The organism is Sporichthya sp. (assembly GCF_013815995.1).
Lineage (GTDB): Bacteria > Actinomycetota > Actinomycetes > Sporichthyales > Sporichthyaceae > Sporichthya.
Map to the genome: position 1 here is coordinate 1 of NZ_JACDFE010000062.1, position 19,212 is coordinate 19,212.

The 19,212-nt window shown below is 69.7% G+C and carries 23 protein-coding genes; 3 read left to right on the forward strand and 20 right to left on the reverse strand.

From position 1 onward, the window contains the following. Nucleotides 1-896: DUF5931 domain-containing protein (locus H0X00_RS09250; protein ID WP_293769320.1), on the reverse strand; the 896-nt coding region annotated here is incomplete at its 3' end. Nucleotides 897-995: 99 nt separating this feature from the next. Here H0X00_RS09250 and H0X00_RS09255 point away from each other — a divergent pair. The 3 genes from H0X00_RS09255 to H0X00_RS09265 are packed head-to-tail and all read left to right on the forward strand — an operon-like array spanning nt 996 to nt 3,597. Beyond that, nucleotides 996-1,622, forward strand: coding sequence for a hypothetical protein (locus H0X00_RS09255; protein WP_293769322.1), 627 nt, complete (start codon nt 996-998; stop codon nt 1,620-1,622). Beyond that, nucleotides 1,619-3,007, forward strand: coding sequence for an FAD-binding oxidoreductase (locus H0X00_RS09260; protein ID WP_293769324.1), 1,389 nt, complete (start codon nt 1,619-1,621; stop codon nt 3,005-3,007). Before H0X00_RS09255 ends, H0X00_RS09260 begins: the two co-directional genes overlap by 4 nt. A 17-nt stretch (nt 3,008-3,024) precedes the next feature. After that, nucleotides 3,025-3,597, forward strand: a complete 573-nt coding sequence (locus H0X00_RS09265) for a cob(I)yrinic acid a,c-diamide adenosyltransferase (protein WP_367186519.1) — start codon at nt 3,025-3,027, stop codon at nt 3,595-3,597. Between the two features lie 195 nt (nt 3,598-3,792). On the opposite strand, the gene H0X00_RS09270 is transcribed toward H0X00_RS09265, so the two are convergent. The 19 genes from H0X00_RS09270 to rho all read right to left on the reverse strand — a co-directional run. Then, complete coding sequence (locus tag H0X00_RS09270) at nt 3,793-4,221, reverse strand: DUF2550 domain-containing protein (protein WP_293769328.1); 429 nt, start codon at nt 4,219-4,221, stop codon at nt 3,793-3,795. A 31-nt stretch (nt 4,222-4,252) separates the two neighbouring features. Next, the gene (locus H0X00_RS09275; RefSeq protein WP_293769330.1) at nt 4,253-4,636 is read right to left on the reverse strand and encodes a F0F1 ATP synthase subunit epsilon; all 384 of its coding nucleotides are present in this window, start codon (nt 4,634-4,636) and stop codon (nt 4,253-4,255) included. After that, on the reverse strand, nt 4,629-6,077 hold the full coding sequence (gene atpD / locus H0X00_RS09280) for a F0F1 ATP synthase subunit beta (RefSeq protein WP_293769332.1): 1,449 nt from the start codon (nt 6,075-6,077) through the stop codon (nt 4,629-4,631). Before atpD ends, H0X00_RS09275 begins: the two co-directional genes overlap by 8 nt. Nucleotides 6,078-6,091: 14 nt before the next feature. Beyond that, nucleotides 6,092-7,024: a F0F1 ATP synthase subunit gamma gene (locus tag H0X00_RS09285; RefSeq protein ID WP_293769334.1), complete on the reverse strand. Its 933-nt coding sequence runs from the start codon at nt 7,022-7,024 to the stop codon at nt 6,092-6,094. Nucleotides 7,025-7,027: 3 nt separating this feature from the next. Continuing rightward, nucleotides 7,028-8,665, reverse strand: a complete 1,638-nt coding sequence (gene atpA, locus H0X00_RS09290; RefSeq protein ID WP_293769336.1) for a F0F1 ATP synthase subunit alpha — start codon at nt 8,663-8,665, stop codon at nt 7,028-7,030. A gap of 66 nt (nt 8,666-8,731) precedes the next feature. Continuing rightward, nucleotides 8,732-9,550, reverse strand: coding sequence for a F0F1 ATP synthase subunit delta (locus H0X00_RS09295; protein ID WP_293769338.1), 819 nt, complete (start codon nt 9,548-9,550; stop codon nt 8,732-8,734). Then, nucleotides 9,550-10,155 (reverse strand): hypothetical protein, encoded by a 606-nt coding sequence (locus H0X00_RS09300; RefSeq protein WP_293769340.1) that lies wholly within the window; start codon nt 10,153-10,155, stop codon nt 9,550-9,552. The genes H0X00_RS09295 and H0X00_RS09300 overlap by 1 nt, the downstream gene beginning before the upstream one ends. Beyond that, nucleotides 10,152-10,652 (reverse strand): F0F1 ATP synthase subunit B, encoded by a 501-nt coding sequence (atpF, locus tag H0X00_RS09305; protein WP_293769342.1) that lies wholly within the window; start codon nt 10,650-10,652, stop codon nt 10,152-10,154. Before atpF ends, H0X00_RS09300 begins: the two co-directional genes overlap by 4 nt. Before the next feature lie 6 nt (nt 10,653-10,658). Beyond that, nucleotides 10,659-10,925, reverse strand: a complete 267-nt coding sequence (locus tag H0X00_RS09310; protein ID WP_019876292.1) for a F0F1 ATP synthase subunit C — start codon at nt 10,923-10,925, stop codon at nt 10,659-10,661. Between the two features lie 71 nt (nt 10,926-10,996). Then, a complete protein-coding gene (gene atpB, locus H0X00_RS09315; RefSeq protein ID WP_293769345.1) occupies nt 10,997-11,800 on the reverse strand; it encodes a F0F1 ATP synthase subunit A in 804 nt (267 codons plus the stop codon). Next, nucleotides 11,797-12,201 (reverse strand): hypothetical protein, encoded by a 405-nt coding sequence (locus H0X00_RS09320; protein WP_293769347.1) that lies wholly within the window; start codon nt 12,199-12,201, stop codon nt 11,797-11,799. The genes atpB and H0X00_RS09320 overlap by 4 nt, the downstream gene beginning before the upstream one ends. 16 nt (nt 12,202-12,217) lie before the next feature. Then, nucleotides 12,218-12,457: an AtpZ/AtpI family protein gene (locus H0X00_RS09325; RefSeq protein WP_293769349.1), complete on the reverse strand. Its 240-nt coding sequence runs from the start codon at nt 12,455-12,457 to the stop codon at nt 12,218-12,220. Nucleotides 12,458-12,582: 125 nt separating this feature from the next. Beyond that, nucleotides 12,583-13,704, reverse strand: coding sequence for an MraY family glycosyltransferase (locus H0X00_RS09330; protein WP_293769351.1), 1,122 nt, complete (start codon nt 13,702-13,704; stop codon nt 12,583-12,585). Nucleotides 13,705-13,723: 19 nt separating this feature from the next. Continuing rightward, nucleotides 13,724-14,344: a hypothetical protein gene (locus tag H0X00_RS09335; RefSeq protein ID WP_293769353.1), complete on the reverse strand. Its 621-nt coding sequence runs from the start codon at nt 14,342-14,344 to the stop codon at nt 13,724-13,726. Continuing rightward, a complete protein-coding gene (locus H0X00_RS09340) occupies nt 14,341-14,994 on the reverse strand; it encodes an L-threonylcarbamoyladenylate synthase (protein WP_293769355.1) in 654 nt (217 codons plus the stop codon). The genes H0X00_RS09335 and H0X00_RS09340 overlap by 4 nt, the downstream gene beginning before the upstream one ends. A 112-nt stretch (nt 14,995-15,106) precedes the next feature. After that, complete coding sequence (gene prmC / locus H0X00_RS09345) at nt 15,107-15,943, reverse strand: peptide chain release factor N(5)-glutamine methyltransferase (protein WP_293769357.1); 837 nt, start codon at nt 15,941-15,943, stop codon at nt 15,107-15,109. 19 nt (nt 15,944-15,962) lie between these two features. After that, nucleotides 15,963-17,027 carry a peptide chain release factor 1 gene (prfA, locus tag H0X00_RS09350; protein ID WP_293769359.1) on the reverse strand — a complete coding sequence of 355 codons (1,065 nt, stop codon included), beginning with the start codon at nt 17,025-17,027 and terminating at the stop codon, nt 15,963-15,965. 155 nt (nt 17,028-17,182) lie between these two features. Next, the gene (gene rpmE, locus H0X00_RS09355; protein ID WP_293769361.1) at nt 17,183-17,392 is read right to left on the reverse strand and encodes a 50S ribosomal protein L31; all 210 of its coding nucleotides are present in this window, start codon (nt 17,390-17,392) and stop codon (nt 17,183-17,185) included. Nucleotides 17,393-17,507: 115 nt separating this feature from the next. Continuing rightward, on the reverse strand, nt 17,508-19,212 hold a 1,705-nt coding region (gene rho / locus H0X00_RS09360), incomplete at its 5' end, for a transcription termination factor Rho (protein WP_293769363.1).

The following is a 19,212-nucleotide window of genomic DNA, read 5'->3' on the forward strand; positions in this document are numbered from 1 at the left end:
GTGTTGTCCAGAGCCGCCTGCACCGCGGCCACCAGTTCGCTCGCGGCCGGCACCGGCAGCGGGACCGCCGAGCCGGGGGTGGCCACCGAGATCGACGTCGTCGCGCACAGGTTCAGCATGGCGCAGAGGTCCGCGGCCCCGCCGGTGGCACCGGCGCCCGGACCACCGCGGATCAACCCGCGCAGGGCCACCTCCTGCTCGCCGGCCACCGCAGCCAGTTCCGCGGCCTCGCCGCCGATTTCGGCACCGCGACGCTGCACCCAGGCCAGCGCCTGCAGGACACCGTCGTGCACCGCCCGGGCCAGGCGCTCGCGTTCCGCGGTCGCCGCCTGCGCCGCCACCACCTCGGCCCGGACCTGGGCATTGATCCGCAACAGGCCGGCCGCGTAGCCGACCACCAGCCCCGCGACCAGCAGCAGGAAGACGTTCGCCGCTGTGCCGCTGCCGATCCGGTCATCGGAGTTGGTGCTCGCGTCGACGGCGATGTCCGTGCCGGAGCCGATCACCCCGGCGACCAGCCCGCCGCGCCACTCCCACTGCACCGCGGCAGCGAGCACCGGGGCCGCCAGCCAGAAGCTCGGGACCGAGGGCACGTCACCGCCGATCTCGGAGCCCTGCGCGGTGGGCGTGAGCAGCAGGCCGCCGAGGGCGAGGCCGAACTCGGTCCCGATCGCCGCCGCCCGGCGCGCCGGCGCCGCGTAAACCCAGGGCGCGAGCAGCGTCCAGGCCGAGAGCAGGCCCAGCACCACCCAGGCCAGCCAGGCCCGGCTGTAGTCGTCGGTGTGCACCGCATTGACGGTCAGCGCGTAGCCGAGCAGCACGGCCCGGGCCGCCGGAAGCGCACGCCAGAGCACGTTGCCGTCGGCCCTGCTCTCGGCGCTGCCGTTGGCGGTCACCCGAACATCATGGCGGCGGGCCGGCTGAGTACCTGTACCTAGCCGCAGTCGAGTACGCACGCCGATGGCACGGGACCCGCGCGGCGCGACTCTCGATACATGACGATCACCGAACCCATCGCCCCGGTCTCCATCCGCCCCGGAGGGCTCAAACCCTTCTTCGTCCGCGGTCTGCTCACCTGCTTGAGCGGCACTGCGGCCATCGGCATCTACGCCGTGCTGGTCGGCTCCTTCAGCTCCACCGGGGTCCGCATCCTGACCTCGACCCTGCTGGTCGGGATCTTCTGCATGTTGTCTCTGATCGCCGTGAGCGTGCTGGACACCAGGTTCCGCTCGGTGGGCACGGCCGGCATCTCGACCGCCTGCACCGCCCTCGCCCAAGGCCTGTTCCTGATCTGGTCCGTCGGCGACGAGATGCCCGACGACACCATGTTCCTGCTCGCCCGCGGCTTCTTCCTGGCCGGCATCGTCGCGGTCGCACTGGCCCACGCCGCCCTGCTGCTGCGGATCGACCTGGCCGGTTCGGGCCCGATCACCGCCGTCCGGGCCGCGACCCTGACCACGATGACCTTCGTCGCCGTCCTGGTCGCCGCTCCCCTGGTCCACACCGAGGTCTGGGACCACGGCGCCTACTGGCGCCTGCTCGGGTCGCTGGCCATCCTCGACGTGCTCGGCACGGTCTGCCTTCCGGTGCTCGCCCGCTTCGAGGCCCGGAGCACCCGATGATCCTCAACGACATTCACTCCCGGCTGAACCCGAGCCGGCCCGCCGCCCTGGTCGAGGTGACCTCCACCGAGCAGTTGCGCCGAGCCGTCACCAGCGGGCCGGAGCCGGTCATCGTGGCCGGTGGCCGCCACGCGATGGGCGGACAGCAGTTCGTCACCGGCGGCCGGGTACTGGACAGCCGCGGCATGAACCGCGTGCTCGACTTCGACGCCGACCGCGGCCTGGTCGAGGTCGAGGCCGGCATTCAGTGGCCCGAGCTCGTCGAGGACCTGCTGGACCGCCAGCAAGGGTGCTACGAACAATGGACGATCGCCCAGAAGCAGACCGGCGCGAACCACTTCACGGTCGGCGGTTCGATCTCGGCCAACGCGCACGGCCGTGGCCTGGGGATGGCGCCGATCGCCGATGACGTCGAGTCGCTGCGCCTGGTCACCGCCGACGGTTCGCTGCTCGAGTGCAGCCGCATCACCCACTCCCAGCTGTTCTCCCTCGTGCTCGGCGGTTACGGCCTGTTCGGCGCGATCGCGACGGTCACGCTGCGTCTGACGCGGCGCCAGAAACTGGAGCGGGTGGTCTCGATCGCGACCGTCCCCGAGCTGGTCGAGGCGATCGAGACGCGCACCGCCGACGGCTACCGGTACGGGGACTTCCAGTTCGCGATCGATCCCCTCTCGCCGGACTTCCTGCACCGCGGGGTCTTCTCGTGTTACCGCCCGGTCGAGCTGGACCGGCCCATCCCGGAGAATCAGCGGGCCTTCACCGCCGAGGACTGGCAGACCATGCTCCTGCTCGCCCACGTCGACAAGGCGCGCGCCTACGAGGCCTACGCCGACCACTACCTGGCGACCTCGGGCCAGCTCTACTGGTCCGACCTGCTCCAGCTCGCGGTGTACCTCGACGAGTACCACGAGGACCTGGACGCCCGGCTGCCCGCCGGGCCGCGCGGCACTGAGATGATCAGCGAGGTCTACGTGCCGCGGCACCGGCTCACCGATTTCATGGCGGCCGCCGCCGAGTCCCTGCGGCGTGACGGCGCGGACCCGATCTACGGCACCGTGCGCTTCATCGAGCAGGACCGGCACACCTTCCTGCCCTGGGCCCGGCAGAACTACGCCTGCATCGTGCTCAACCTGCACACCGAGCACTCCCCGGCCGGCCTCGAACGGTCCGCGGCCGCCTTCCGCAACCTGATCGACGAGGCGATCGTGCGCGACGGCAGCTACTACCTGACCTACCACCGATGGGCCCGACCGGATCAGCTCGCCGCCTGCTACCCGCAATTCGGGGAGTTCCTCGCGCACAAGCGCCGGTACGACCCCACCGATCGGTTCGTCAGCGACTGGTTCCGCCACCACGTCGCGGCGGCCCGGCAGGTCGCCGCATGAGGGCGTCTACGCTTCCGATCATGGTCAACCTGACGCGGATCTACACCAAGACCGGCGACGACGGCACGACGGCGCTGGGCGACTTCAGCCGGACGTCGAAGAACGACCCCCGGCTCGCGGCCTACGCCGACGTCGACGAGGCCAACAGCACGATCGGCGTCGCGGTGGCCATGGGCGGGCTCTCCCCCGACCTCGTCGAGCTGCTGGTCCGCATCCAGAACGACCTCTTCGACGTCGGCGCCGACCTGTGCAACCCCATCGTGGAGAACCCGGCCTATCCCCCGCTGCGGATCGCGGAGGAGGACATCGAGCGCCTAGAGGCCGCCTGCGACAAGTACAACGACGCCCTGCCGACGCTGAAGAGCTTCATCCTCCCGGGCGGCACCAAGGGCGCCGCGCTCCTGCACGTCGCCCGCACCGTCAGCCGCCGCGCCGAACGCTCCGCCTGGGCCGCCTACGAGGCCCACCCCGAGACCACCAGCAAGCTCCCGGCCAAGTACCTCAACCGCCTCTCCGACCTGCTCTTCATCCTCGGCCGGGTGGCGAACCCCGACGGCGACATCCTCTGGGTCCCCGGCGCGAACCGCTAGGCACCAAGGGAAACGCGGAGCGCGGGCCGGCGCAGCCGGTGCCGCGTGAGGGGGCTAAAAGCGACCCGCGTGGCCGAAGGACACGCGAAAAGCGAGCGCAGCGAGCGGGAGCCTGTCCCCCGAACGCGGTGCCGGCGGAGCCGGCCCGCGGTCCCCCGAGGGTCGCCGCGACAGCGGCGGACTGGCGCGCGGGGCCTAGGCGACCATCGGGTCCTTAGGCGGAGCGGACTCCGCCCAGGACAGAAAGCCCGTCAGGGCGCCGTGACTCATCGCGAGCTCGAGCGAGTCCTCGCCGAGCGAGCAGACCATGACGACGGACCCGACGGGGATGGAGTGCGTCTCCATCGGCGCCGGCTCGCGGCGGTGGCGCACGACCAGGCGCCGGCGGGTCAGCAGGTGCCGCGGCTTCCAGGCCAAGCTGAAGATCGGGAACCACTCGACGCGGTCGCCGTGATAGCGACCGATGCCGTAGGACCAGCCGTCGCCGTCCGGGTGCTCACCCAGACGCAACGAGCAGGCGAAGGTGCCCACCGGGCGCTGCAGAGCCAACCGGCGCACGGTCAGGGCGAGCATCGCCAGACCGACGAGGGCGAGCAGGCCGATGACGATGTCGAGTATCAGCATCGGCCCTCCCCTCGCCGCCGGCGCGTGCGGCTCAGGCCTCCCGGCCGGCGGCCCGCAGGCGGGCCAAGGCCCGCTTGGCCGCGTCGCCCTCCGGCTCACCGTCCGACTTGGCCTTGTCCAGCGCACGCTGGGCGCGCGAGACGTCGATGTCGGTGCCGAGCTCGGCCGTCTCGGCCAGGATCGACACCACATCGTCGGCCACCGAGATGAAGCCGCCGTGAACGGCGGCCGTGACGGTCTCGCCGTCCGGGGTCCGGATGGTGACCGAGCCCGCCTCCAGCACACCGAGCACGGGGACGTGGCCCTTCAGGATGCCGAGCTCGCCCTCGAGCGTGCGCGCGATGACGATCGTCGCCGGACCGCGGTACACATTGCGGTCCGGGGCGACGACGTCGACCTGGAGGGTGTCAGCCACGGGCGAGTTCCTTCGCCTTCTTCTCGACGTCCTCGACTCCACCGCACATGAAGAACGCCTGCTCGGGCAGGTGGTCGAACTCGCCGGCCACCAGCGCCTTGAAGGAGGAGACGGTCTCGGTCAGCGGGACGAAGACGCCCGGCTGGCCGGTGAAGGCCTCGGCCACGAACATCGGGTGCGAGAGGAAGCGCTCGATGCGACGGGCCCGGTTGACCGCGACCTTGTCCTCTTCGGAGAGCTCGTCGATACCGAGGATGGCGATGATGTCCTGCAGTTCCTTGTACTTCTGCAGGAGCCGCTTGACCGACTGCGCGACCTGGTAGTGCTCCTCGCCGACGATCTGCGGGTCCAGGATGCGGGAGGTCGAGTCGAGCGGGTCGACGGCCGGGTAGATGCCCTTCTCCGTGATCGCGCGGGAGAGCACCGTGGTCGCGTCGAGGTGGGCGAACGCGTTGTGCGGCGCCGGGTCGGTGATGTCGTCGGCGGGGACGTAGATCGCCTGCATCGAGGTGATCGAGCGGCCACGCGTCGAGGTGATGCGCTCCTGCAGAACACCCATCTCGTCGGCCAGGGTCGGCTGGTAGCCGACGGCCGACGGCATGCGGCCGAGCAGGGTCGAGACCTCGGAACCGGCCTGGGTGAAGCGGAAGATGTTGTCGATGAAGAGCAGCACGTCCTGCTTCTGCACGTCGCGGAAGTACTCCGCCATCGTCAGCGCGGTCAGCGCGACGCGAAGACGCGTGCCCGGCGGCTCGTCCATCTGGCCGAAGCACAGGGCGGTCGAGTTGATGACGCCGGACTCGGACATCTCCAGGAAGAGGTCGTTGCCCTCACGGGTGCGCTCGCCGACGCCAGCGAAGCAGGAGACGCCACCGAACTCCTGGGCGACGCGGCGGATCATCTCCTGGATCAAAACGGTCTTGCCGACACCGGCACCACCGAACAGGCCGATCTTGCCGCCCTTGACGTACGGGGTCAGCAGGTCGATGACCTTGATGCCGGTCTCGAGGATCTCGGTGCGCGACTCGAGCTGGTCGAAGGGCGGCGGCTGACGGTGGATCGGCCAGCGCTCGGTGATGTTGAGGCTGGCGGTCGGCACGTCCAGCGACTCGCCGATCGTGTTCCAGACGTGGCCCTTGGTCACGTCGCCGACCGGCACCGAGATCGGCGCGCCGGTGTCGGTCACCGGGGCTCCGCGGGTCAGGCCGTCGGTCGGGTTCAGCGAGACCGCGCGGACCAGGTTGTCCCCCAGGTGCAGCGCGACTTCGAGGGTCAGCGTGGAGGTCACGCCACCCAAGGTCACGTCGACCTTGAGGGCGTTGTAGATGGCGGGCATGGAGCCCGCGGGGAACTCCACGTCGGCGACCGGGCCGATGACGCGGGCGACCCGGCCGGTGGCGGTCGTGCCAGCAGTGGATTGCTCAGGAGCGGTAGCAGTCATCTCGTCCTAGTCCCTTATTCGCTTCCGGCGGATGCATCGGCGAGCGCGTTGGCCCCACCGACGATCTCGCTGATTTCCTGGGTGATCTCGGCCTGCCGGGCCTGGTTGGCCGACCGCGTGAGGAGGTCGACCAGCTCGTTGGCGTTGTCCGTGGCGGACTTCATCGCGCGTCGGCGCGCGGCGAACTCCGAGGCTGCGGACGTGAGCAGCGCGTAGTAGAAGCGGCTCTCGACGTACCGCGGCAGCAACGCGTCGAGCACCTCTTCCTCGTCGGGCTCGTAGTCGTACTGCGGGATCGGGCCACCGCTGTCGGCGGTCGCCGAGTGCGTGGCCTCGTCGACCTCCTCGACCTCGAGGGGAAGGATCCGCCGAACCACGACCCGCTGGGTCAGCATCGAGACGAACTCGGTGTAGACGAGGTGGATCTCATCCACGCCGCCCTCGTCGGTCGGGGTCTTGAAGGCCTCGATGACGGTCTCGGCGATGGCCTTCGCGTCCTCGTAGGTCGGCCGGTCGGAGAACCCGGTCCACTCCCCGGCCATTTTCCGGTTGCGGAACTTGTACCAGGTGGTGCCCTTGCGCCCGGCGACGTAAGGCACGACCTCGCTGCCCTCGTCACGGAGCAGGCTGTTCAAGGCCTCGCCCTCGCGGAGCACGTTGGCGTTGAAGCCACCGGCGAAGCCGCGGTCGGAGGTGAGCAGCACGACGGCCGAGCGGGTGGGGCTCGCCTTTTTCTCGGTCAGCAGCGGGTGGTCGACCGTGCCGGCCTGGCTCACCAGCGCGGTGACCGCGCGGGTGATCGCCCGGGCGTACGGCTGCGCTGCCACCGTGCGCTGCTGCGCCTTGATGATGCGCGAGGAAGCGATGAGCTCCTGCGCCCGCGTGATCTTCGCGGTCGATTTCACCGACCGGATTCGCTGGCGGTAGATCCGAAGTTGGGCGCCCATTCGCTAGGCCTTCTTCACCTTGGTGATCTTCTCCTGGTCGACGTCCTCATCGTCCATGGAGGCCACTGCGGCCTCCTTGGTGAGCGACTGACCGGCGGAGGTGGTGAAGCCCTTCTTGAACTGGTCGATGGCTTCCTTGAAGACCGACAGGTCGTCGTCCGAGAGCTTGCCGGTCTCGCGGATGCTGTCCAGGGTGCCCTTGAATTTCAGGGTCAGGTACTCCAGGAACTCGTCCTCGAAGCGGCGGATGTCCACCACCGGGACCTCGTCGAGCTGGCCCGTGGTGCCGGCCCAGATCGAGGCGACCTGGCGGTCGACCGAGAACGGGCTGAACTGCGGCTGCTTGAGCAGCTCGATCATGCGCGCACCGCGCTCCAGCTGGGCGCGGGAGGCCGCGTCCAGGTCGGAGGCGAAGGCCGCGAAGGCCTCCAGGTCGCGGTACTGCGAGAGGGCCAGACGCAGGGTGCCCGCGACCGCCTTCATCGCCTTGACCTGCGCAGCGCCACCGACGCGGGAGACCGAGACACCGACGTTGATGGCCGGGCGGACACCGGCGTTGAACAGGTCGGACTCGAGGAAGACCTGGCCGTCGGTGATCGAGATGACGTTGGTCGGGATGTAGGCCGAGACGTCGTTGCCCTTGGTCTCGATGATCGGCAGGCCGGTCATCGAGCCGGCGCCCAGCTCGTCCGAAAGCTTGGCGCAACGCTCGAGGAGGCGCGAGTGGAGGTAGAAAACGTCACCCGGGAAGGCCTCACGGCCCGGCGGGCGGCGCAGCAGCAGCGAGACGGCGCGGTAGGCGTCGGCCTGCTTGGACAGGTCGTCGAAGACGATCAGGACGTGCTTGCCCTGGTACATCCAGTGCTGGCCGATGGAGGATCCGGTGTACGGGGCGATGTACTTGTAACCGGCCGGGTCCGAGGCCGGGGCCGCGACGATCGTCGTGTACTCCAAGGCGCCGGCGTCCGCGAGGACCTGCCGGATGTTCGCGATCGTCGAGCCCTTCTGGCCGATCGCGACGTAGACGCAGCGGACCTGCTTCTTCGGGTCGCCCGAGTCCCAGTTGGCCTTCTGGTTCAGGATCGTGTCGACCGCGATCGTGGTCTTGCCGGTCTGACGGTCACCGATGATCAGCTGGCGCTGGCCGCGTCCGATCGGGGTCATCGCGTCGATGGCCTTGATGCCGGTCTGCAGCGGCTCGGTGACCGGCTGGCGCTGGACGACCGAGGGGGCCTGCAGCTCGAGGATGCGGCGCTCGGTGGTCTCCAGCGCGCCGAGGCCGTCGAGCGGGTTGCCCAGGGAGTCGACGACGCGGCCGAGGTAGGCGTCGCCCACCGGGACCGAGAGGACCTCGCCGGTGCGGCGGACCTGCTGGCCCTCCGCGATGTTGGACGACTCACCGAGGATGACGACGCCGATCTCGCGGACATCGAGGTTCTGGGCCAGGCCGCGGGTGCCGTCCTCGAACTCGAGGATCTCGTTGGCCATCGTCGAGGGCAGACCCTCGACGCGGGCGATGCCGTCACCGCACTCGATCACCGTGCCGACCTCGTCGCGGGTGGGCGCGTCGGGCGAATAACCCGAAACGAAGCGCTCCAGCGCCTCCCGGATCTCGTCCGGCCGGATCGTCAGCTCCGCCATGTCCTTCGTCTCCCTAATTCCTGTTACTGCTCGGCGTTCGAGTGGCTTGTCGGTGCGCAGAAACGCTCAGCGCTCGAAGCGCCGCTTGAGCCGGTCGAGCCGACCGGCGATGGTTCCGTCCACGAGTTCGTCGCCGACCTGGACGGACATGCCGCCCAGCACCGACGGGTCGACCTCGGCCTTGACCTGAACGTCATGGCCGTAGATCCCGGCCAGCGCGCGCGCCAGCCGCTCCTTCTCCTGCGGGTCCAGCGCGACCGCCGAGCGCACGATCGCCACCAGGCGACGGCGGCGGTCACTGACCGCCTTGCCGAGCGCTGCGATGGCCCGCTCCGGCGAACGGCCGCGCGGGTGGGCGACGACCTCGGCGATCAGACGCTGGGTGGCTTCGGTGGCCTTGCCGGCCAGCAGCCCGCGGACCAGCTCGACCTTGCGTTCGGCCGGCACCGCCTGGTCGACCAGGGCGGTACGAAGCGCCGGCCCGCTCTCGACGATCCGGCCGAAACGGAACAGCTCGTCCTCGAGCTCGTCCACGATTCCGTCCGCGTCAGCGCGGGCGATCTCGGCGAGGACGGCCAGGTTCTCCAGCCCGTCAGCCATCTCGCCCGGCCGCGACCAGCGCTCGGCCACGAGCTTGGAGACAATGTCGAGGGCCTCGGCCGAGACCTTGCCGGAGAACAGCACCTGCGCGACCTCGGTCTTCGCCGAGCCGGGGCGGCTCGGGTCGGACAGCGAACGGCGCAGGATGTGCTCGGTGTCCACGACGTGCAGCACGGCGAACAGGTCGTCGGAAAGACGGGCCAGCGAACCGGCGTCCAACCCACGGGTGATCTCGTCGAAGCGGGCGACCGCAACGCCGAGGGCGGTCCTAGACGCACCCCTCACTAGAACAGTCCTCCCTGGGACGGAGCGGCCGGCGCTGCCGCTGCCGGCTCGTTGAGGCTCCCGTTGGAACTGGCGACGGAGCCGCCCTCGAGCTCGGCGAGGAACCGGTCGGTGACGCGACGCTGCACGGCGTCGTTCTGCAGGGCGGCCAGGACCTGCTGCTCAGCGAGCTCCACCGCGAGGGTGGCGATCTCGGCCTGCAGCGAGCGGACTGCGGACACCCGCTCGGCCTCGAGGGCCTCAGCGGCGCGGGCGGTGATGTCGTCGGCCCGAGCCTGCGCAGCGGCCGCGGCCTCGGCCACGATCGCCTTGTTCTGCTCCCGGGCGTCGGCCTTGAGCTTCTCGGCCTCGGCGCGTGCTTCGGTGACCGCGTTGTCGTACGAGGTCTGGGCCTCGGCCAGCTTCTGGCCGGCCAGCTCGCTGTCCGCCAGCTGCTTGGCGATCCGCTCCTGCTGGGCGCCCATCTGCTTGCGCGCCAACGGAACGATCCACCGCGCCAGCACGATCAGGATGAGCGCGAAGCCGACGAGCTCGATGATCGGGCCCTTGGCCCCGCCGGAGGCGAGGATCACGTCGTTCATGGTCGCGGCGTCTGTGACGTTCATACCTGCTCCCCCACGACCCGGTCGGCCAACTGGCCGGCGAGACCGGCTACGTCGGACTGCAACGAGGCCAGCGCACGATCGCGCTCCGCGGCCAACTGGGCTCGGGTGGCCGCGGTGATCTCGTCCGCCCGGGCCTGGGCCGCCGCAGCGGCCTCGTCCACGATCGCCTTGTGCTGCGCCCGCGCTTCCTCGCGCAGGCGGTTGGACTCCGCCCGGGCGTCGGCCATGGCGTTCTCGTAGGCCGCCTGGGCCTCGGCCAGCTTGCGCGTGGCCGCCTCGGTGTCCGCGTTCTGCCGGGCGATCTTCTCCTGCCGCTCGGCCATGGCGGCCGCGACCGGCGGGACAACGAACTTCCAGACGACGAACAGAACAACCGCGAAGAGAACGAGCTCGACCAGCATGGTCGCGTTGGGGACGAGGAAGATGTCGTCTTCTTCCTCTTCCACAACTCCTTCGCCGCTTTCCGACGTGAGGATGCCGTAGGCCAGACGCAGCACGATCGGCTACTTCCCGATGACGAAGACGAACAGGGCCATGAAGGCGAGGTTGATGAAGTACGCCGCCTCACACAGACCGACCGTCAGGAAGAAGATCGTGAACAGGCGGCTCTGCGCCTCCGGCTGACGGGCGACACCGGAGATGGTCGCCGAACCGGCAAGACCGTCACCGATGGCCGCGCCGATAGCGCCGCCGCCCAGTGCCAGGCCACCGCCGATAAGTCCGCCCGCGACCTTGATTGCCTCGGCCGAGAGCTCTGCATCGGTTGCCATGTACCTAATCCTTCGCTGTGTGGGGGGTGCTGCGGTTGCCCCGGGTCCCGGAAAGTTGGGCCCCGGAAGTCTTAGTGGGCCGCCGCGAGTTCCTTGCCGGCGTCCTCGCGGGGGTCGTGCGCGTCATGACCGTGGTCCTCGGCACCGTCGTGGTCATGGTCACCGTGCCCGGCCGAGGCCATCCCGAAGTAGAGGATGGTCAGCAGGGCGAAGATGAAGGCCTGGATGACACCGATGCCCATGTCGAAGAGCTTCCAGACCGCGTTCGGGAACGGCGCGATGTAGATCGGCATCAGGCCGATCAGGGCGATCATGATGCCGCCGGAGAAGATGTTGCCGAAGAGTCGGAGCGCGAGCGTGAACGGCTTGACGATCTCCTCGACGATGTTCAGCGGCAGCAGCGCCTTGTAGGGCTGCACGAAGTGGCTGAAGTAGGCCTTCGAGCCCTTCTTGCGGATGCCGTTGATGTGCACCCAGATGATGACGACCAGGGCCAATGAGTACGTCAGGTTCACGTCCGCGGTGGCCGGCGGCAGGTACTCGTGCGCGGGGATCAGCGCGACCCAGTTGCACAGCAGGATGAAGAAGAACAGCGTCACGGCGAGCGGGACGACGAACGGCGAGGTCTTGCCCATGGCGTTGTTCACCTCGCCCTGGACCCAGCCGACGACGGCCTCCCAGAACAGCTGGATCTTGCTGGGCACGCCGCTGGTCGCGGTCTTGGCCAGCCACAGGCCCATGCCGATCACGATCGCGCCCGCGATGCAGGTGGTCGCGATGGTGTCGATGTGGACCTCGATGCCACCGATGGAGAGCTTGTGGTGCTTGCCGACCTCGATCTCGGCGGCAACGACCACGTCGGACAAGCGGGTCATCCGGAGCGCACCTCACGGTAGAGAACACCGGCGCTGCTGCCGATGATCGTGAACTGGAAGAAGGCGAGCCCGAACAGGACCGCCAGGCCCTCAGGCCGGAACGCGTACATCAGGTAGAAGGCGATGATGCTGATCAGCGCCAGGCGCTTGACCACCGCCGCCATGAACTTCTTCTTGTTGGGGTTCTCCATGCCGACGTTCTCACTGGCGAACTTCGCGGTCGCCGAGACGACCATGGCGGTGTTCAGCCAGCCCAGCGCGAGCCCGATGCAGACGAAGATGCCGACCTTGGTCTCGCCGACGGCAATGCAGAAGATCAACCCGAGCAGTCCGACCCCAGCGCCGAAGCGGACCGAAAACTTGTAGCTGGAACTGGCCTTCATCAGCCCTACCCGCTCCATGCCACCTCGCTCTCGATCACTCGCTCGCCCGCAGGTAGTTCGAAACGTCTCGCCACGTGACGAGAACTCCGCAAGCCAGGCCGAGCACCAGGCCGAGCAGGATGAAGACCGGGGTCGTGTCGAGCTGGGAATCGACGAGCCACCCGAGGGCACACCCACCGACGGCCGCAACCGCGTTCAACATCCCGATCCCGGCCAGCGCGAGCGCTGTCTCACGGATCGAACGTTGGTCTGAAGGTTCAAAGTCGGAGGCCACGCCGCCTCCTTCAGGACACCGCATGGACGGGCGCCGGCAGGGGCTAGGCGTCCGTCCGGTCGAAAAACTACCACCCGTCCGGACGACTCCCGGACACCGGGTCTGGTGCTACTGGCGAGCCGGCTTCAGGGCGTGGGTTTCCCGGTCGGTGCGGAGACCCGCTGACCGATCGGCAGGCGGAGCAGGACGAGGCCGACGATGACCAGCAGCGCCACCAGCACCAGCGCCCAGGCCTGCGCGCTGACCAGGGAAAGTCCGACCACGCCGAAGGCGATCAGGGCCGACCAGAAGTACATGATCAACACCGCGCCGCGGTGCGAGTGCCCGATCTCGAGCAACCGGTGGTGCAGGTGTTGCTTGTCCGGAGCGAACGGCGAGCGGCCCGACATGGTGCGCCGGATCACAGCCAGGACCAGGTCCAGGAACGGGGCGGCGATGGCCGCGAACGGCAGGATCAGCGGGAGCAGGGCCGGCGAGACGTCCTCGGACTCCACCGCGCCGAAGTCGATCTGCCCGGCGAAGCTGACCGTCGAAGCGGCCAGGACGAGCCCGATCAGCATCGAGCCGGAGTCCCCCATGAAGACCCGGGCTGGGTAGAAGTTGTGCGGCAGGAAGCCCAGACAGATCCCGGCCAGCAGGGCGGAGAACAGGGAGGGCGAGATCGCGCGGTCGAAGTCCTGCTCGATCGAGAGCAGATAGGTGTACGAGAAGAACGCCAGTGCCGAGACCAACGCGATCCCGGCGAGCAGGCCGTCCAGGCCGTCGACGAAGTTCACCGCGTTGATCGTCGCCACCACGATGAGGACCGAGAGCAGGAAGCCGGAGCTGGCATCCAGCACGATCGTGGTGCCAGGGACCGGCAGATAGGTCATCTGGATGCCCATCACGACCATCACCCCGGCCGCCAGCACCTGACCGGCCAGCTTGGTGACGGCGTCCAAGCCCCACTTGTCGTCGACCACCCCGAGCGCGCAGATGATCGCGGCCCCGGCCAGCAGAGCCCACGGGTCGTGCGAGTTGGCGAACAACTCCCGGGACAGGAACGGCAGCTCCGAGGCCACCACAAGGCCGGCCGCGAGCCCGACCAGCATCGCGACCCCACCCATTCGGGGGGTCGGGACGGCATGGACGTCACGGTCGCGGACCGCAGCCATCACCCCGGCGGAGATGGCGGCCCGACGGACCACCCCGGTCGTCAGATACGTGGCGGCGGCAGCGACCAGCAACGTGAGCAGGTACTCGCGCACGCTTCTTTATTTCACAGAGTCAGGCAGTGGAGCGCCTGTGACGCCCGGCAGTGGCCGCCGGGCTCAGATGGGCGACCAGGGTGAAGAGGCCGTCGGCGATCGCTTCAGCGCACAGCCGGAACACGTGCAAGGGGGCTCCGAACGGGTCCGGGATGTCGTCCTCAGGCTGCCCGGGGCCGGGATGCGGGGTCCGGGCCATCGCCACCCGGTCCACCAGGACGCGGGCGCGGCCGGCCGGATCGCCCGTCGGGAGCGTGGCCGGGTCCACCCAGCGGGCGAAGCGGTTGAATTCGCCCAGGCTGAACGTCCGGCCCACCGCGTACGGGTCGAGCAGGCGGACCTGCTCACGGTGCTCCCGGGTCGCCCCCAGGATGAGGTCGGCGGCCAGCACCTGGTTCGGTCCGAGCTCGCGCGCGGTGAAACCGGCCGGGTCGACGCCGCGCTCGCGCAGTACCGCGGCCGCGTGTGGCTCCATCGAAGCCCCCACATGCCCCCAGGTCCCGGCGCTCTCGCACCGGAAGGCGCCGGCGTCAGCCCCGAACGTGGCCGCCAGCTGGGTGCCGAGGATCCGCTCGGCAAGCGGGGAACGGCACACGTTCCCGGTCGAGACGAAGAGGACGCTGAATCGCGCCGCCGTCACGCGTTGTCCGGGTGGTAATCCACCTCGGCCACGGACCGTAGGTCCTCGAGGCTGATGTGGCCGAGGCGAAGCACCCGCGGCCGGGCTCCGGTGACGTCCACGATCGTGGACGGCACCGAGTCCTCCGTCGGGCCCCCGTCGAGGTAGACATCCACGTCGTTGCCGAGCTGGTTGCGGGCGTCGATCGCCGAGGTTGCCGGCGGCATCCCGGTCCGGTTGGCACTGCTCACCGCCATCGGGCCGGTGGACTTGAGCAGGTCCAGCGCGACCGGGTGCAGCGGCATCCGGACCGCGACGGTCCCCGCGGCGTCGCCGAGGTCCCAGCGCAACGAGGGCTGCTGGTGGCACACGATGGTCAGTCCGCCGGGCCAGAACGCCTCGACCAGCTCCCGGGCGGCGTCGGTGATCCGCGCGGCGATCCCGTCCAGGGTCCGCATGGTGCCGATCAGTACCGGGACCGGCATGTCGCGCCCACGGCCCTTGGCGGCCAGCAGGGCGGCCACCGCGGAATCGGTGAAGGCATCGGCACCGAGGCCGTAGACGGTGTCGGTGGGAAGGACGACGAGTCGACCGGCCCCGACGGCAGCACCGGCTGCGGCCAGGCCGGCCGCGCGTGCGTCGGGATCGGCGCAGTCGTAGGACTGCGGCACGGGGGTGACCTCTCGCTGGTGATCCGGGGACATCTGTTCAAGCGCTGGGGGCACACGCTAGGCCCGGATCGGGCGGCGCGCCAAACGGTGTGGCCACTGAGATTTCCTCGAATTACCCACGAATCGCCGTGACAAAGCGGTCCCGGTCGGTGAGGTCGCGGTGTCCGCGCACCTGGGACCAGCGCCCGGTGCGGGCGAAGATCTCCACGACTGCCTCACCTTGCACATCCGCATGCTCGACGGCCACCCGGCCACCGGGGCGCAGCAGTCGCCCGGCCGTGCGCTCGACCGCGCGCACCACGTCCAGGCCGTCGTCGCCGCCGCCCCACAGCGCCGGGGCCGGGTCGTGGTCGCGGACTTCGACCGCGATCGATTCCCAAGCCACCAGCGGGATGTAGGGCGGGTTGGACACCACCAGGTCGACGGTGCCGTCGAGGTCGGGCAGGGCGTCGGCCGCGTCACCCTGGTGGAGCAGCACGCCGCTCCCGGCCAGGTTGCGCCGGGCCCACGCCACCGCGCCCGGATCGAGTTCGACGGCGTGCACGACCAGACCGGGAACCTCGGTGGCCAGGCACAGCGCAATCGCCCCGGACCCGCTGCACAGGTCGACGGCGAGCGCTCCCGCGGGCAGGGCCCGGGCCGCCTCGACCATCTGACCCACCATCACTTCGGTCTCCGGGCGGGGTACGAAGACTCCCGTACCGACCTCGAGGGTGACGTACCGGAAGTGCGCGACCCCGGTGAGGTGCTGCAGCGGCCGGCGCGCGGCCCGGGCCTCAACCAGCGCGGTGTAGGCCTCGCCGTCGATCTCCTCGTGGCGCACCAGGTCACCGCGACCGACGCCGAGCACATGCGCGGCCAGTTCCTCCGCGTCCGCGCGCGGGGAGGCGACCCCGGCGTCGGTCAATCGACCGGCAGCCGCGGCGATCGCCTGCCGAAGGGGCGTCATCAGTGGCTCGACCGCTGCGTCAGTCGTCGCCGGACAGCGCCGCGGCCTGGTCCCCCGCGATGCAGGCGTCGATGACCGCCTCCAGATCGCCGTCGAGCACCTGGTCAAGGTTGTAGGCCTTGAAGTTCACCCGGTGGTCGGAGATCCGGTTCTCCGCGTAGTTGTAGGTACGAATGCGCTCGGAGCGGTCGACGGTGCGGATCTGGCTCTTGCGCAGCTCGCCGGCCTCCTTGTTCGCCTCCTCCTGCGCGGCCACCAGCAGCCGGGCCCGCAGGATACGCAGGGCCTGCTCCTTGTTCTGGAGCTGGCTCTTCTCGTTCTGGCAGGACACGACGATGCCGGTCGGGAGGTGAGTCAGCCGGACCGCGGAGTCGGTGGTGTTGACGCTCTGCCCGCCGGGGCCGGATGAGCGGAAGACGTCGACGCGCACGTCGTTCATGTTGAGCTCGACCTCCACCTCCTCGGCCTCCGGCAGCACCAGCACGCCGGCCGCAGAGGTGTGGATACGGCCCTGGGACTCGGTCACCGGGACGCGCTGCACCCGGTGGACGCCGCCCTCGAACTTGAGCCGGTCCCACACCCCGTCGGGGTCGGACGCCCGCGCCTTGACCGCCATCGAGACGTCCTTGTAGCCCCCCAGGTCGGACTCGGTGGCATCGAGGATCTCGGTCTTCCAGCCGCGACGCTCGGCGTAGCGCAGGTACATGCGCAGCAGGTCCCCGGCGAACAGCGCGGACTCCTGCCCGCCCTCGCCGGCCTTGACCTCGAGGATGACGTCCTTACCGTCGTTGGGGTCGCGGGGCAGCAGCAGCTGGCGCAGCTTCTCCGCGAACTCCTCGTGGCGGGCGGCGAGCTCGGGGATCTCAGCCTTGAACGAATCGTCCTCGGCGGCCAGCTCCGTCGCCGCCGCGAGGTCCTCGCCGATCGCCGTCCAGGCCCGGTGGGTCGCCACGATCGGGCCGAGCTCGGCGTAGCGGCGGCCCAGCTTGCGGGCCGCTCCAGCGTCTGCGTGCACGGCCGGGTCGGCCAGCCGCTTCTCGAGGTCGGCGTACTCATCGATCAGCTCGTTGACGGTGTCGAACACGCGTCCTCCTCCGCCCTAGCGATGGGATTGTCTGCGGTGATCCGACGGGATGCATCGCAAGGCGGAGGAGGAAGCGGGTACCGTTTTTGTACCCGCGACGACGACAACGCAGCGAGGCGCCCGTCGGGTGCCGCAGACCGCCGGCGTCGGGGCAGCTAGGCCTTTTTGCCGAAGCGCTTCTCGAACCGGGCCACGCGGCCGCCGGTGTCGAGGATCTTCTGCTTGCCCGTGTAGAAGGGGTGGCACTGCGAGCAGACGTCGGCATGAATGATGCCGTTCTGCGCGGTGCTGCGGGTGACGAACGTGGCGCCGCAGGTACAGGTGACCTCGGTCTTGCCGTAGCTCGGGTGGATCTCGGGCTTCATGACGCGCTCCTGTGTCTCATTGACTCCGGGTCGCCGGGGCTGAACGCCGCGACGTGAACCGGAACCGGCCGTTCAGTCTGCCAGAACCCCGGATGGGGTCCTGACATTCCTCCCGTCATTCCTCCCCGGCAGCCTCGCTGCCAGGGGTGGTCTTCTGCACCTGCATGAGGAACTCGATGTTGGTCTTGGACTTCTTCAGCCGGTCCAGCAGCAGCTCGATGGCCTGCTGGTCGGCCAGGCCCGACATCACCCGGCGAAGCTTCCAGACGATCGCCAGCTCCTCCTTGGACATCAACAGCTCTTCCTTGCGGGTGCCGGACGCGGCCACGTCCACCGCGGGGAAGATCCGCTTGTCCGCGAGCTTGCGGTCGAGCTTGAGCTCCATGTTCCCGGTGCCCTTGAACTCCTCGAAGATGACCTCGTCCATCCGGGACCCGGTCTCGACCAGGGCGGTGGCGAGGATCGTCAGCGAGCCGCCGCCCTCGATGTTGCGGGCGGCACCGAAGAAGCGCTTCGGGGGGTAGAGCGCGGTCGAGTCGACGCCGCCGGACAGGATGCGCCCGGACGCCGGCGCCGCCAGGTTGTAGGCGCGGCCCAGCCGGGTGATCGAGTCGAGCAGGACGACCACGTCGTGACCGAGCTCGACCAGGCGCTTGGCCCGCTCGATGGCCAGCTCGGCGATCGTGGTGTGGTCCTCGGCCGGGCGGTCGAAGGTCGAGGCGATGACCTCACCCTTCACCGAGCGCTGCATGTCGGTGACCTCCTCGGGTCGCTCGTCGACGAGCACGACCATGAGGTGGGTCTCCGGGTTGTTGCGGGTGATCGCGTTCGCGATCGCCTGCAGCACCATCGTCTTGCCGGCCTTGGGCGGGGAGACGATCAGGCCGCGCTGGCCCTTGCCGATCGGGGCGACCAGGTCGATGACCCGGGTGGTGAGCGCCGTCGCGTCGTGCTCCAGGCGCAGCCGGTCCTGCGGATAGAGCGGAGTCAGCTTGCTGAACTCGGTCCGCTCCTTCGCCTTCTCCGGGTCCATGCCGTTGACGGTGTCCAGGCGAACCAGGGCATTGAACTTCTCCCGGCGCTCGCCGTCGTGCGGCTGGCGCACGGCGCCGGTGATCGCGTCGCCCTTACGCAGCCCGGACTTGCGGACCTGGGCGAGGGAGACGTAGACGTCGTTCGGGCCCGGCAGGTAGCCGCTGGTCCGGACGAACGCGTAGTTGTCGAGGATGTCGAGGATGCCCGCGACCGGGATCAGGACGTCGTCCTCGGAGATCTCGACCTCGGCCGGCTCGTAGCCGCCGGGCCCCCGGCCGCCGGGGCGAGTGGGACGGGCGCGGTCGCGGTAGCGCCCGCGGCGGCGACGGCGACCGCCGCCCTCACCGTCGTCGTCCTCGTCGTCGCGCGGACCGTTGTCCCGGTCGTCGCGCTGGTTGAAGCGCTGGTCGTCGCGCTGATCGTCGCGCTGGTTCGGGCGCTGGTTCGGGCGCTGATCGTCGCGCTGGTTCGGGCGCTGATCGTCGCGCTGGTTCGGGCGCTGATCGTCGCGCTGGTTCGGACGCGAATCGTCGCGCTGGTTCGGGCGCTGACCTCGGTTGTTGTCCCGGTTGCCCTCGCGGTTGCTGTCGCGGTTGCTGTCGCGGTTGCTGTCGCGGTTGCCCGGGCCGGAGCCGTCGGGGCGGTCGCCGCGATTGCGCTGCCGGTCGCGCTGGCGCTCGCGGCGCTCGCCGCGGTCGCGCTGCTCGTAGGGGGCCCCCTCGGCACCGTCGTCGGAACCGTCGTCGGAGCCGCCGTCGGCCGCAGCGGCCGGCGCGGTCCGGGAC